The sequence below is a fragment of the Actinomadura sp. NAK00032 genome (assembly GCF_013364275.1).
Taxonomy (GTDB): Bacteria; Actinomycetota; Actinomycetes; order Streptosporangiales; family Streptosporangiaceae; genus Spirillospora.
In genome coordinates, this window is the sequence record NZ_CP054932.1 from 2,651,978 (window position 1) to 2,665,772 (window position 13,795).

Consider the following 13,795-nt stretch of genomic DNA (forward strand, 5'->3'; position numbering starts at 1 on the left):
GCGCCGAAACCACCATAAGGTGGACGGCATGTCGCATACTCCGTCCGCGCCGCAGACCCCGCCCCTCGCGCTCACCATCGCGGGCTCGGACTCCGGCGGCGGCGCCGGCATCCAGGCGGACCTGAAGACCATGCTCGCCCACGGCGTCCACGGGATGAGCGTCATCGCCGCCGTCACCGCGCAGAACTCCCTCGGCGTCCAGGGCTACTGGGAGCTGCCGCCCGAGGCGGTGCGCGCGCAGCTCGACTCCGTCCTGTCCGACATCGGCGTGCACGCGCTCAAGACCGGGATGCTGGCCTCCACGGCACTGGTCGAGATCGTCGCCGAGGCCGTCGCCGCCACCGACGCCCCCGCCGTCGTCGACCCGGTCGGCGTCTCCAAGCACGGCGACTCGCTGCTCGCGCCGGACGCGGTCGACGCCGTCCGCTCCGCCCTCCTCCCGGTCGCGACCGTCGTCACGCCGAATCTGTACGAGGTGGAGCAGCTCACCGGCGTCAAGGTCGTGGACGAGACGGGCCTGCGCGAGGCCGCCGAGGCGGTCCTGGCCCTCGGCCCGCGGTGGGTGCTGATCAAGGGCGGCCACCTCCGCGGCGAGCCCGCCGACCTGCTGTTCGACGGCGAGCACGAGCACCGCTTCACCGCCCCCAGGCACGACAACCGGCACACCCACGGCACCGGCTGCACGCTCGCCTCCGCGATCGCGTCCAACCTGGCCCTGGGCGAGGACGTCCCCACCGCCGTGGCGAAGGCCAAGCAGTACGTGACGGGCGCGATCGCGGCGGGCTTCCCCCTGGGCGCCGGCATCGGCCCGGTGGACCACGCCTGGCGCCACCGCTCCTGACCACCGCACCCGGGCATGCGAAAGTCGGCCCATCGGTTCGATGGGCCGACTCGGAGTCCTGTGCGGTCGCGGCGCCGCCGGGGCGGGTCAGACCGTGGGCTTGACGATCTTGCCGGCCTTGATGCAGGACGTGCAGGCGTTGATGCGCTTGGTGCTGCCGTTCACGACGGCGCGCACGCGCTGGATGTTGGGGTTCCAGCGGCGCGGGGTGCGGCGGTGCGAGTGGGAGACGCGCATGCCGAAACCGGGTCCCTTGCCGCAGACGTCGCAGACGGAAGCCACGGGAAACTCCAAGTGGTGTCGATGCTCTGACCGGAGCGCCGCCCCGGTGCCGCTCGCGGGGAGGGCCGGGCATCATGGGTGCTCACTGATGAGCGCCTCGGACGAGGCGCACGGATCAGATTAGCCGACAGCCCGTCGGTAGGCGAATCGCGGGCGGGGAGGGGAGCGGTCCTTGGGCGAGGTGCTCGACGGCCCGGCGGTGCGCCGGTGGTGCCGGCTGGCGGCGGACGCGCTCGGCCGCACCAGGGGCGAGATCGACGCGCTCAACGTGTTCCCCGTCCCGGACGGCGACACCGGCACCAACCTGCACCTGACCGTGGTCGCGGCGGCGGACGCGCTGGACGGGCTGCCCGCCGCCGCGGGCCCCGCCGAGACGTGGCGGGAGCTCGCGCGAGGCGCGCTGCTCGGCGCGCGCGGCAACTCCGGCGTGATCCTCAGCCAGGTGTTCCGGGGCCTCGCCGACGTCCTCTGCCCCCTGGCGGCGCCGCCGGACGGCGCGGCGTTCGCGGGCGCGCTCGGGCATGCCTCCGAGTTGGCCCGGGGCGCCGTCGAGCACCCGGTGGAGGGCACGATCCTCAGCGTCCTGGCCGAGGCCGCCGAGGCGGGGGCGGCAGGTGGGGCCGAACTCTCGACGGCGTGTCGGTGCGCCGCGGACGGGGCCCGGCGGGCGCTGCGCCGCACCACCGGCCAGCTGGACGTGCTGGCCCGCAGCGGCGTGGTCGACGCGGGCGCGGCCGGGCTCTGCGTGGTCCTCGACGCCCTGGCCGCCGTGGTCACCGAGGAGTACCCCGAGCACTACGAGGTGCCCGCGCGCGCCGCCGGGACGGCGTCCGAACCCCGGCGCCCGGCGCCGCAGGGCCCCGGCTACGAGGTGATGTACCTGCTCGACGCGCCGGACGGCGCCGTCCACGACCTGCGCGGGCGGCTCGACGGCCTCGGCGACTCGCTCGTCGTGGTCGGCGGCGACGGGCTGTGGAACGTGCACGTCCATGTGGACGACGCCGGCGCCGCGATCGAGGCGGGCATGGCGGCCGGGCGCCCGCACCGCATTCGCGTCAACTACCTGCGCGCGGGCCCGGAAGAGCCGCACGCACCGCACACCGGCCGCGCGGTGATCGCCGTGACCGCCGCCGGCGGGCTCGCCGCGCTGTTCGAGGAGGGCGGCGCGCGAGTCGTCCGCCGCGAGCCGGGCGCGGTCCCGCCGCTCGCGGTACTGGCGGAGGCGATCCTCGCGGCGGGCGACGAGGTGGCCGTGCTGCCGGACGGGCCCGAGGTCCTCGCGCTCGCCGAGGCCGCGGCGGAACGGGCGCGCGACGGCGGCGCGCGGATCGCGGTCGTGCCGGCCAAGGCGTCCGTCCAGGGGCTGGCGGCGCTGGCGGTCCACGACCCGCTGCGCCGCTTCGGCGAGGACGTGATCGAGATGACCCGCGCCGCCGGCGCGACGCGCCCGGGCCGCCTGGAGGTCGCCGCGCAGGAGGCGGTGACCAGCGTCGGGCTGTGCCGGCCGGGCGACGTCCTCGGCCTGATCGAGGGCGATGTCGCGACGATCGGCGCGGACGTCGCCGAGGTGGCCCGCGCCGTCCTGGACCGGATGCTGTCCGGCGGCGGCGAACTCGTCACGCTGATCGTCGGCGCGCGGGCCCCGGACGGCCTGGCCGGCGCTCTCGCGGAGCATCTGTGCCGGGAGCACCCCGACGTGGAGGTCGGCGTCTACGCGGGCGGGCAGGAACGCCACCCCCTCCTCATCGGCGTCGAATGATTCCCGTCGTGCCCATGGGCTAGAAAAGAGTGCGTGGCGAACCTCGACGAGCCGTTGCGCAAGGTCCTCGGCGACAAGACGGCCAAGGCGCTGGAGAAGGGCCTCGACCTGCACACGGTCGGCGACCTGCTGCACCACTACCCGCGCCGCTACGCCCACCGGGGCGAGCTGACCCAGCTCAGCGGGCTGGAGGACGGCGAGCACGTCACGGTCATGGCGGAGGTCGTCAAGGTGCAGGGCCGCGCCCTGTCCCGCAGCCCCGGCTACGTCCTGGAGATCACCGTCACCGACGGGACCGGGCAGCTCAAGCTGAGCTTCTTCGGCCGCAAGGGCTCCTACCGGGCCGAGAAGGACCTCTCGCCCGGCACCCGCGGGCTGTTCGCCGGGAAGATCAGCACCTACCGGCCGCGCAGCGGGAACGTCGTCCGGCAACTCGCCCACCCGCAGTACAAGGTCGTCCACGAGCGCAGCGCCGAGCAGGCCGCGCAGGAGTGGGCGGACGAGATCATCCCGATCTACCCGTCCACGAAGGCGCTGCCCATCGAGACGATCGGCACGTCCGTCGAGACCGTCCTGACCCACCTGGACCTGCCCGCCGACCCGGTGCCCGAGGCCCTTCTGAAGCGCCGCGGCCTCATCGGCCTGCGCGAGGCGTACGAGGGCATCCACCGCCCGAAGAGCTGGGACGAGCTCGGCCGCGCCAAGAAGCGCCTCAAATGGGACGAGGCGTTCGTCGTCCAGATCGCCCTGGCCCAGCGCCGCCTCGCCGCCGCCGCGCTCCCGGCCAAGCCGCGCCCGCCGGCCTTCGGCGGCATCCAGGCGGAGTTCGACGCCCGTCTCCCGTTCGAGCTCACCAAGGGACAACGCGAAGTAGGCGACGAGATCGCCGCCGACCTGTCCAAGGAACACCCCATGCACCGCCTCCTCCAAGGCGACGTCGGCGCCGGCAAGACGATCGTCGCGCTGCGGGCGATGCTGCAGGCCGTGGACGGCGGCGGCCAGGCGGCGCTGCTCGCGCCCACCGAGGTCCTCGCGCAGCAGCACTACCGCTCGATCACCGGGATGCTCGGCGACCTCGCCCAGGCGGGGCAGCTCGGCGGCGCCGAGCACGCCACCCGCGTCGCGCTGCTGACCGGGTCGCTGGGCGCGAAGGCGCGCAAGGAGGCGCTGCTGGACGCGGCGTCCGGCGCCGCCGGGATCGTCGTCGGCACCCACGCGCTGCTGCAGGAGAGCGTCCAGTTCGCCGACCTCGGCCTCGTCGTGGTCGACGAGCAGCACCGCTTCGGCGTCGAGCAGCGGGACGCGCTGCGCGAGAAGGTCGACGGCGGGCGCCCGCACGTCCTGGTGATGACGGCGACGCCGATCCCGCGCACGGTCGCGATGACCGTGTTCGGCGACCTGGAGACCTCGGTCCTCGGGCAGCTCCCGGCGGGCAGGTCGCAGATCCAGACCCATGTGGTGCCGCCCGAGAAGCCCGCCTTCTTCGCACGTATCTGGGAGCGCATCAAGGAGGAGGCGGAGAAGGGCCGGCAGGTCTACATCGTCTGCCCGCGCATCGGCGAGCAGGAGGGCGACGAGGGCGACGCCGTCGCCGCCGAGGAGGGGGAGCGCAGGTCGCCGCTCGGCATCATGGAGGTGCTGCCGAAGCTGGAGGAGCTGCTCGCCGGGCTGCGCATCGGCGTCCTGCACGGCAAGCTGCACCCCGACGAGAAGGACGCGGTGATGCGCCGGTTCACCGAGCGGGAGCTGGACGTCCTGCTCGCCACCACCGTCATCGAGGTCGGCGTGGACGTCCCCAACGCCACCGTCATGGTCATCATGGACGCCGACCGGTTCGGCGTGTCCCAGCTCCACCAGCTGCGCGGCCGGGTCGGGCGCGGCTCGCTGCACGGCTTGTGCCTGCTGGTCACCGAGGCGGAGCCCGGCAGCAAGGCCCGCGAGCGGCTCGACGCCGTCGCGTCCACCACCGACGGGTTCGAGCTGTCGCGGCTCGACTTGGAGCAGCGCCGCGAGGGCGACGTGCTGGGCGCCGCGCAGGCGGGCCGCGCGTCCAGCCTGCGGCTGCTGACCCTGCAGCGCGACGAGGACGTGATCCGCGACGCCCGCGAGGAGGCGACGGCGCTCGTCGGCGCCGATCCCGCCCTCGCCGGCCATCCGGGCCTCGCCACCGTCCTGTCCTCCCTCCTCGACGAGGACCGCGCCGACTTCCTGGAGAAGACCTAGGCCGTCGCGGGCCGTCCACGCCGCCGCTCACTCCGGACACACGGTTGATCACAGAGGTCTAACGTGAGTGGATGGTGAGGGGCCATCGGGGGCTCGCCAGGGTAGGGGTCCCGGTGGCGGCCCGTACGCGACGGAGGAGCTCCCCATGACGTCCGTTGGCCCTATGGCGCCCGGCGACCCCGCGCGGCTCGGGCGGTACGAGCTGGTCGGACGGCTCGGTGAGGGCGGGCAGAGCGTCGTCTACCTCGGCCGCCGCGAGGACGGGACGCAGGCCGCGGTGAAGCTGCTGCGCGACCGGTTCAGCCGCAGCCCCGAATGGCGCGCCCGGTTCGAGCGCGAGATGCGGATGATCGGGCGGGTCGCCGGGTTCTGCACGGCGCAGGTCGTCGAGGCCGACATCTCCGGCGACCTGCCCTACGTGGTGAGCGAGTACGTGCCGGGGCCGTCGCTCAGCGGGCTCGTCCACGAGCGCGGGCCGCGCACCGGCACCGACCTCGACCGGCTGGCCATCGGCACCGTGACCGCGCTGGCGGCGATCCACCGGGCGGGGATCCTGCACCGCGACTTCAAGCCGTCCAACGTGCTGATGGGGCCGGACGGCCCGCGCGTCATCGACTTCGGCATCGCGCGGATCGCCGGCGCCCCGGCGGCGAAGGGCAGCGGCGTCGTCGGGACGCCGTCCTACATGGCGCCCGAGCAGGTCACCGACGCCGAACTCGGCACCGGCGTCGACATGTTCACCTGGGCGGCGACGATGCTGTTCGCCGCGACGGGGCGGCACCCGTTCGGCAACGACACGATCTCCGCGGTGTTCCACCGGATCCTGAACTACGAGCCGGACCTGTCGGCGCTGCCGGAGTCGCTGCGCGGCGCCGTCGCGTCCTGCCTGGCGAAGGACCCGGCGCTGCGCCCGGAGGCCCAGACGGTGCTGCTGGACCTGCTCGGCGGGCAGGCCGTGCCGGAGGACGAGGGCCCGCTCAGCACCGGCGCCCACTTCGCCGGGGACGCGCGGGTGCTGCCGCTGCCGACCCCCGCGCGGCCGGGCGGAACCGACCCGGGCGGGACGCCTCCGCCGCGGACCGTCCCGCCGCGGCGCCGCAGGCGCGGGCTGGGAGTAGCCGCCGCCGTGGCGGCGGTGGTCGCGCTCGCGGCGGGCGGGACGGCGTGGGCGCTGATGGCGGGCGGCTCCGGCGAAGCGCCCGCGCAGGCGGAGACCGGCTCCGCGGCCCCGCCCGCCGCCGCGGCCGAGGCGGTCGCGCCCGCGACCCGGGCGATCGAGACCGTGCTCAGCTTCGACCACGCCCGGTTCGACCAGAACGTGGCGGCCGCGCACCGGACCGCCACGGCCCGGTACGGCGCCGACTACGACCGGCAGCTCGCGACGCGCGACTACCGCGCGGAGCTGACCGAGAAGAAGGGCTCGGTCACCGCGGAGGTGGCCGACGCCGCCGTCGTGTCCGCGGCGCCCGGCAGGGTCACCGTCCTGTCGTACGTCCGGCGGACGGTGCGCGCCCAGAACGCCGACCCCTCCCGCCTCCAGGACCCGATGCGCGCGACCATGGTCAAGCAGGGGGGCGGGTGGCTGCTCGACAGCCTGTACTCGCTGAAGGCGGGCTCGCCCCGCGCCGACATGTCCGGCGCGACCTGGCCGGGCGTGCGGGCGCGCGGGGCGGTCGACGCGGTCTCCCGCGACCCGGCCGTCGCGCGCGGGACCGCGCTGGAGGTCGGGCTGCGCGCGGGAGCGGCGGAGCAGCAGGTCACGGCGCTGGTGCTGGTCGGCGCGTGCAAGGGCGGCTGCACCGACGGCGACGCGGTCGAGGTCCGCCGCCTCCTGCTCGAACGGGCGGGCGGCGGCTGGAAGGTCGCCAAGTCCGAGACGCTCTGAGACGGCGGAGCCTCTGAGACGGCCGAAGGGCGCCCCCTGCGAGGGGACGCCCTTCGGCGGGACGGCTCAGGACTCGCGTGCGTGGCGCCTGCGGGTCGCGGCCACCGCGGCACTGCCCGCGCCGATGGCGGCGAGGCCGAGCGCCACCAGCGGCAGCGCGTCGGTGCCGGTGAAGGGCAGCCCCTGGGGCGGGGTGAACTCGGCGGCGGTCGCGCCGGGGCCCAGGCCGGTGCCGGACGGCAGCTCGGGCGGCACCGGGGACGACGGCAGCGACGGCGGCTCCGGGGACGAACCGGGCGGCGCCGGCTCGCCGGGAGGCGACGGCGGCGACGGCGGCACGGGCGGGGTCGGCGGCGTGGGCGGGACCGGCGGGGTCGGGGGAGTCGGCGGCGTGGGCGCCTCGCAGCCCCCGCCGACGCAGGCGCCGGCCGACAGGTGCGCCGAGACGGGGGTGCCGCCGGCCGGGGCCACCGAGGCGCCCAGGTCGGCCTGGGCGCTGAGGAGCCGCCCGCCCGCGGACGCGGTGGCGCCCGCCGCGAGGGAGAGCCCGGCGCTCCCGGCGGGCGACGCCGCCCGGCCGTCCAGCCGCGCGCCCGCCTTGGCCGTCGCGTCGCTCAGCGACACGCTCGCGCCGGCCCGCAGCCGGACGCCCGCGCCGGTGTCGGGCGTGCCGATACCCGCGCCGACGTCGAGGCCGGCGCTCGCGGTCCGGGTGCGCTCGTCGTAGTCCAGCGTGGCGCCGACGCGGAGGTCGAGCAGCGGCTTCGCCTTCGCCTTGCTCGACGCCTTCTTCGAAGGCGCTTTTCGGGTTTTCGCCTTCTTGGGCGTTATCAGCCTTTCCGTCTTCTTAGTCGGCGCCTTTCGCGTCGTCACCGTTTTCGGACGCGCCGATTTCGGTTGAGCCGATTCCGGGTGGGCCGTTGTCCGAGGGGCCGTTGTCCGAGGGGTCGTCGCGTGAGGGGTCGTGAGGTCGGCGAGGGGCGTGGAGGTCTCGGCGTGCGAGACGCCGCTCATGGCGGCGAAGCCGAGGACCGCGGCCCCGGCCGTCACCGCCAGTCTCCTACCGTGAGGCACAGGTGCTCCTGAGGGATGGGTTGCACAACCTGCGAGCACGCTTGCACGTGACGTAGTCGATGTGAACATCGTCCGCGCCATTTGGGTAGAGGTTCACAAGAGGCCCCCGCGCGCGTTGTGCATCATTTCGCCGACCGCCGGCCGGGCCGGGCCGGCCGCCGATGCGCGATCAGCGGAGAAGGCCCCCGATACTGGAAGGGTGAGCAGGGTCATCGCGGGCAGCGCGGGCGGGCGGCGGCTGGCCGTCCCGCCGGGACGGGACACCAGGCCGACCAGCGACCGCGCCCGGGAGGGCCTGTTCTCCACCGTCCTCGCCCTCCTCGGCCCGCTGGACGGGCTGCGCGTCGCCGACCTGTACGCCGGGTCCGGCGCGGTCGGGTTCGAGGCGCTGTCCCGGGGCGCGGCGCACGCGCTGCTCGTCGAGTCGCACCCGCGTGCGATGCGGGTGATCAAGCAGAACGCGGACGCGCTCGGGCTGCCCGGCGCCGCCCCCTGCGCCGAGAAGGTGGAGCGGCTCGTCCGGCGCGCGCCCGGCGAGCCCTACGACCTGATCTTCGCCGACCCGCCGTACGCGCTCGCGGACGCGTCCGTCACCGGCCTCCTGGAGGACCTGCGCGACCACGGCTGGGCCGCGCCGGACGCCCTGGTCGTCGTCGAACGGGCGTCCCGCGGGCCCGCGCTGGCCTGGCCCGACGGGTACGAGGCGGAGCGCGAGAGACGTTACGGTGAGGCGATTTTCTGGTACGGCCGCGCCAACGGCCGTTGACGGGAGGGAGATCGGGTAAAGGCATGCCCATGAAGCCCGGTATCGACCGCGCGGTGGGACGCACCTGGGTCGTCGCGCTGGTCATGGCCGTCGCCCTGATGGCGAACATCACGTACGTGCAGGGCTTCCAGGCGCAGGACCTGCGGGACGACTCGCTCAACGCCCGCCAGTTCGAGGACCGCTTCAAGATCGACCGCGGCCCCATCGTGGCGGACGGCCAGCGGCTCGCCTGGTCGGAGAAGACCGATGACGACCGCTACCAGCGCCACTACAAGGACGGCAAGGTGTTCGCGCCGGTCACCGGCTACTTCTCCGTGTTCTCCCAGACCGGCCTGGAGAGTGCCGCGAACCACTTCCTGGACGGCACCGACGACCGCCTGGCCACCACCAACTTCGTCGACAAGCTCGTCGGCAACCACGTCCCCGGCGGGACGGTCGAGGCGACCATCGACGTCAAGGCGCAGCGCACCGCCTACGCCGCGCTCGCGTCCAGCGGCGCCCGCCGCGCCGCGGCCGTGGTCCTCGACGCGGAGACGGGCGCGATCCGGGTGCTGGCGTCCACGCCGACCTACGACCCCGATGACGTGTCGACGCTCGATCGGAAGAAGGCCGTGAAGGCGTTCGAGCGGCTCAACCGCGAGAAGCTGAAGCCGCTGCTCGACAAGGCCACCCGGGAGGTGTTCCCGCCCGGCTCCACGTTCAAGACCGTCGTCGCCGCGGCCGCGCTGAAGGCCGGTGCCACCGCCGGGTCGCAGGTCAAGGCCGGCCGCAGCTACAAGCCGCCGGGCGCCGGGCAGGCGATCAACAACGACGCGGGCGACATCGGCGGGTCCTGCGACCTGAGCCGGATCCCGCTGGCCGAGGCGTACGCGCAGTCCTGCAACACCACGTTCGCGTTCATGGGCGCGGAGGAGCCCGGCAACGACGCCGTCCACGACGCGGCCGCCGCGTTCGGGTTCGGCGACCCGGTCGAGTACGCCGACGGCCTGCGCGGCGCCGCCAGCGCGTTCCCGACGACCGACCAGCCCTCGCTCAGCGCGCTCGGCTCCATCGGGCAGGGCAGCACGGTCGCCAGCCCGCTGCAGATGGCGATGGTCGCCGCCGGCGTCCTCAACGACGGGGAGGTCATGCGGCCGCACCTCGTCGACAAGCTGCGCGCCCCGAACGGCCGGACGGTCGACACGGTCTCGCCGAAGCGGATGTCGCGGGCGCTGACGTCCGGGCAGGCGAAGCAGATGCGGGACATGATGAAGGCCGTCGTCGACCGGGGCACGGGCAAGACGCTGAAGGGGACGTCCATCGTCGGCGGCAAGACCGGCACCGCCGACGTCGAGGGCGCCGCCTACAACGACCGCTGGTTCATCGGGTTCGGTCCGGGGGACGACCCGAAGTACGCGGTCGCGGTGATGACCGAGGCGCCCGGCTACGGCATCGAGTCGGGCCCGATCGCGGCCAGGATCCTCAAGGCCCTGGGCGACTGACCGGCCCACCGGACGGCCCCCGGCGGGCCCCCGCGCGGGCGGCCGAACCGGCCGGGCGAGCCCGGGTGAAACCGGGCCGAATGCGATTTGGTACGTTCACGCCGCAGGTCAGAAACCGGGACCGAAGGGGTTCGCGTCGTGCGCCGTGTCGTCTGTCCGGGATCGTTCGACCCCGTCACCAACGGGCATCTCGACATCATCAGCCGCGCCTCCCGTCTGTATGACGAGGTGGTCGTCGCGGTGCTGATCAACAAGAACAAGAAGAGCCTGTTCACCGTGGACGAGCGCGCCGACATGATCGCCGAGGTCACCGCGGAGTACGGCAACGTCAAGGTGGACAAGTTCTACGGACTCACCGTCGACTACTGCAAGGAGCAGGACATCCCGGTCATCGTCCGGGGGCTGCGGGCCGTCAGCGACTACGAGTACGAGCTGCAGATGGCCCAGATGAACCACCGGATCGCCGGCGTGGAGACGCTCTTCATGGCGACGAACCCGGAGTACGCCTTCCTGTCCTCCAGCCTGATGAAAGAGGTCGTGAAGTTCGGCGGGGACATCTCCGGACTCGTCCCCGACAGCGTCCACGCCCGCCTCGTGGACCGCCTCCGGCAGCAGACCTGACGGCCCTCCCCGCCCCGTGAGCGGCGGGCGGTCGGGTCGCGAGTTGGGTCACCGCCCCGGGTTCGGTACCCTGGGACATCGGCCATCAACGGCGGCCGCCGTTCACCATGCCTCACGAAAGCAGGGACTCCGCTGACACGCCTCGACCCCAACGCCCCTCTGGTGCTCGACACCCGAGCTCTGAGCCGGCAGCCGGGATCGTCGCGCGAGGAGCACCTGACCGTGCCGGCACCGGAGAACTTCGGCGTCGAGATGGTGGGCGTCCCCGAGGGCGCCGCGATCGGGCTGGACCTCCGGCTCGAAGCGGTCCTGGAGGGGGTGCTCGTCACCGGCACGGCGACGGTCCCCCTGGAGGGGGAGTGCTCCCGCTGCCTCGACCCGATCGCCTCGACCTTCGAGGCGGACTTCCAGGAGCTCTTCGTCTACGACGACACCCGCTCGGGCGGGAACGCCGCCGACGACGAGCTCCGCCTCGAGGGCGACCTCATCGACCTCGAACCGGTCCTGCGGGACGCGGTGGTGCTCGCGCTGCCGCTGTCCCCGCTGTGCCGGGACGACTGCCCGGGCCTGTGCCCGGACTGCGGTGCGCGGCTCGCGGACGTCGAGCCGGGGCACCACCACGACGTCGCCGACCCCCGGTGGGCGGCGCTGCAGGACCTCGCCGGCGACATGGCGCCGGCGGACCCCGACCGGGGGAACGGGAGCTCCGGCACCCGTGGTTCATTCGACCGACGAGAAGGAAAGCAGGAGGGCTGACGTGGCCGTCCCGAAGCGGAAGAAGTCGCGCAGCAACACGCGGCACCGGCGTTCGCAGTGGAAGACCGCGGCGCCGAACCTGGTCGAGTGCCCGACGTGCCGCGACCACAAGCTGCCGCACACCGCGTGCGCGACATGCGGAACCTACGACCGGCGGCAGGTCATCACCCCGTCGGCCTGAGTCTTCTCGCATCCTGGGGGGCGGATCCGCGCGCGGCGCGGCCCGCCCCCCACGGTGCGGGACGGACACCACCCGACCACCCCGGCGCGCGACGTCGGCGTGGTGACCGGTGCGGGAACCGCGCCCGGAGCCGTGGTGCACGCCGGGATCAGCCGACCGGCGCGCACCTCGTCTTCGCGGACATCCTCCCCGCCGCGCGTCCTCGCCGTCCCGGCCGTTCCGGCCGGCGCGCCGCATCAGCGACCGCGCCATGCGCGGTGCACGGCCTGCGAGGAGGGCCCGTGAGCGCCAAGAGGAGCGCACCCACGCCGGACCGCGCGGAACTGACCGCCGCGCTCGGCGTCGAAGTGACCGGCGAACTGCTCGAACGTGCCCTGACGCACCGTTCGTACGCCTACGAGAACGGCGGCCTGCCGACCAACGAGCGCCTGGAGTTCCTCGGCGACTCGGTGCTGGGGCTCGTCGTCACCGACACCCTGTTCCGCGGCCACCCCGACCTGCCCGAGGGGCAACTGGCCAAGCTCCGCGCCGCCGTGGTCAACATGCGCGCGCTCGCGGGCGTCGCGCGCGGCCTCGGGGTCGGCGCCCACATCCGGCTCGGCCGCGGCGAGGAGGGCACCGGCGGCCGCGACAAGGCCTCGATCCTCGCCGACACCCTGGAGGCGCTGATCGGCGCCGTCTACCTGGACCGCGGCCTCGACGAGGCGTCCGCCCTCGTCCACCGGCTCTTCGACGGGCTGATCGCCCGGTCCGCCGGGCTCGGCGCCGGGCTGGACTGGAAGACCTCGCTGCAGGAGCTCACCGCCGTGGAGGAGCTCGGCGTCCCCGAGTACCACGTCGCCGAGAGCGGCCCCGACCACCAGAAGACCTTCCGCGCGTCCGTGCGGGTCGGCGGGAAGACCTACGGCTCGGGGGAGGGCCGCAGCAAGAAGGAGGCCGAGCAGCACGCCGCCGAGGCCGCCTGGAACGAGATCCGCGCGCTCGTCGTGGAGCGCGACGCCGGCGAGCAGGCCGGCGAGCAGGCCGGCGAGGCGGCGCAGGCCGGTGCCTGAGCTGCCCGAGGTCGAGGTCGTCCGGCGCGGCCTCGAGCAGTGGACGACCGGCCGGTCCATCGCGTCCGCGGAGGTCCTGCACCCCCGCTCGGTGCGCCGCCACGAGGCGGGCCCCGCCGACTTCGCCGCCCGCCTCGCCGGCCGCGCGACGCGGCCGCCCCGCCGCCGCGGCAAGTACCTGTGGATCCCGCTCGACGGCGACTCCGAGGCGGTGCTGTGCCACCTCGGCATGAGCGGGCAGCTGCTCGTCGGCGACCCCGGGCGCGAGCGCGAGAAGCACCTGCGCGTCCGGGTCTGCTTCGACGACGGCGGTCACGACCTGCGCTTCGTCGACCAGCGGACCTTCGGGCACCTGATGCTCACCGACCTCGTCCCGGACGCCTTCGGCGCGGGTTCGCTCGTCCCCGAGCCGATCGTGCACATCGCCGCCGACCCGCTGGAGGACGCCTTCGACCCCGAGGCGTTCTTCCGCGCGCTGCGCCGCCGCAGGACCGGGATCAAGCGGGCCCTGCTCGACCAGTCGCTGATCAGCGGCGTGGGCAACATCTACGCCGACGAGGCGCTGTGGCGGGCCAGGCTGCACTGGGCGCGCCCCACCGAGACGATGACCCGCGCGGAGGCCACGCGCCTCCTGGAGGCCGCACAGGAGGTCATGGGCGCCGCCCTCGCGGTGGGCGGCACGTCCTTCGACAGCCTGTACGTCAACGTGAACGGCGAGAGCGGCTACTTCGAACGCTCCCTGGACGCCTACGGCCGCCGCGACGAGCCCTGCCGCCGCTGCGGGGCGCCCATCCGCCGCGACGAGTTCATGAACCGCTCGTCCTACAGCTGCCCGGTGTGCCAGCCGCGCCCCCGGCGGGCGCACTACTAGGGT

General features: G+C 74.3%; 13 protein-coding genes. 11 read left to right on the forward strand and 2 right to left on the reverse strand.

All coding sequences use genetic code 11. From position 1 onward, the window contains the following. The first annotated feature begins 28 nt into the window (after positions 1 to 28). Positions 29 to 841, forward strand: coding sequence for a bifunctional hydroxymethylpyrimidine kinase/phosphomethylpyrimidine kinase (gene thiD, locus HUT06_RS12435; RefSeq protein ID WP_176195865.1), 813 nt, complete (start codon positions 29 to 31; stop codon positions 839 to 841). Positions 842 to 928: 87 nt separating this feature from the next. On the opposite strand, the gene rpmB is transcribed toward thiD, so the two are convergent. Next, a complete protein-coding gene (gene rpmB, locus HUT06_RS12440; RefSeq protein ID WP_067632165.1) occupies positions 929 to 1,123 on the reverse strand; it encodes a 50S ribosomal protein L28 in 195 nt (64 codons plus the stop codon). 181 nt (positions 1,124 to 1,304) lie between these two features. Between rpmB and HUT06_RS12445 the strand changes: the two genes are divergently transcribed. The 3 genes from HUT06_RS12445 (at position 1,305) to HUT06_RS12455 (ending at position 6,990) form a co-directional block, all read left to right on the forward strand. Continuing rightward, positions 1,305 to 2,882 (forward strand): DAK2 domain-containing protein, encoded by a 1,578-nt coding sequence (locus tag HUT06_RS12445; RefSeq protein WP_254715745.1) that lies wholly within the window; start codon positions 1,305 to 1,307, stop codon positions 2,880 to 2,882. Between the two features lie 33 nt (positions 2,883 to 2,915). Beyond that, a complete protein-coding gene (gene recG / locus HUT06_RS12450; RefSeq protein WP_176195867.1) occupies positions 2,916 to 5,105 on the forward strand; it encodes an ATP-dependent DNA helicase RecG in 2,190 nt (729 codons plus the stop codon). A gap of 145 nt (positions 5,106 to 5,250) precedes the next feature. Beyond that, on the forward strand, positions 5,251 to 6,990 hold the full coding sequence (locus tag HUT06_RS12455; protein WP_176195868.1) for a serine/threonine-protein kinase: 1,740 nt from the start codon (positions 5,251 to 5,253) through the stop codon (positions 6,988 to 6,990). 66 nt (positions 6,991 to 7,056) lie between these two features. On the opposite strand, the gene HUT06_RS12460 is transcribed toward HUT06_RS12455, so the two are convergent. Beyond that, entirely contained in the window at positions 7,057 to 7,863 is an 807-nt protein-coding gene (locus tag HUT06_RS12460; protein ID WP_176195869.1) for a hypothetical protein, read from the reverse strand. Between the two features lie 400 nt (positions 7,864 to 8,263). Between HUT06_RS12460 and rsmD the strand changes: the two genes are divergently transcribed. The 7 genes from rsmD (at position 8,264) to mutM (ending at position 13,792) form a co-directional block, all read left to right on the forward strand. Beyond that, entirely contained in the window at positions 8,264 to 8,830 is a 567-nt protein-coding gene (gene rsmD / locus HUT06_RS12465) for a 16S rRNA (guanine(966)-N(2))-methyltransferase RsmD (RefSeq protein ID WP_176195870.1), read from the forward strand. 29 nt (positions 8,831 to 8,859) lie between these two features. Continuing rightward, on the forward strand, positions 8,860 to 10,311 hold the full coding sequence (locus tag HUT06_RS12470; protein WP_176195871.1) for a penicillin-binding transpeptidase domain-containing protein: 1,452 nt from the start codon (positions 8,860 to 8,862) through the stop codon (positions 10,309 to 10,311). A 138-nt stretch (positions 10,312 to 10,449) separates the two neighbouring features. Next, positions 10,450 to 10,932 (forward strand): pantetheine-phosphate adenylyltransferase, encoded by a 483-nt coding sequence (gene coaD / locus HUT06_RS12475; RefSeq protein ID WP_176195872.1) that lies wholly within the window; start codon positions 10,450 to 10,452, stop codon positions 10,930 to 10,932. A 162-nt stretch (positions 10,933 to 11,094) separates the two neighbouring features. Beyond that, positions 11,095 to 11,688 (forward strand): DUF177 domain-containing protein, encoded by a 594-nt coding sequence (locus HUT06_RS12480; RefSeq protein WP_176195873.1) that lies wholly within the window; start codon positions 11,095 to 11,097, stop codon positions 11,686 to 11,688. Position 11,689: 1 nt separating this feature from the next. Then, complete coding sequence (gene rpmF, locus HUT06_RS12485) at positions 11,690 to 11,869, forward strand: 50S ribosomal protein L32 (RefSeq protein WP_176195874.1); 180 nt, start codon at positions 11,690 to 11,692, stop codon at positions 11,867 to 11,869. Between the two features lie 281 nt (positions 11,870 to 12,150). Then, on the forward strand, positions 12,151 to 12,921 hold the full coding sequence (gene rnc, locus HUT06_RS12490; protein ID WP_176195875.1) for a ribonuclease III: 771 nt from the start codon (positions 12,151 to 12,153) through the stop codon (positions 12,919 to 12,921). After that, a complete protein-coding gene (gene mutM / locus HUT06_RS12495) occupies positions 12,914 to 13,792 on the forward strand; it encodes a bifunctional DNA-formamidopyrimidine glycosylase/DNA-(apurinic or apyrimidinic site) lyase (protein ID WP_176195876.1) in 879 nt (292 codons plus the stop codon). Before rnc ends, mutM begins: the two co-directional genes overlap by 8 nt. Positions 13,793 to 13,795 lie beyond the last annotated feature (3 nt).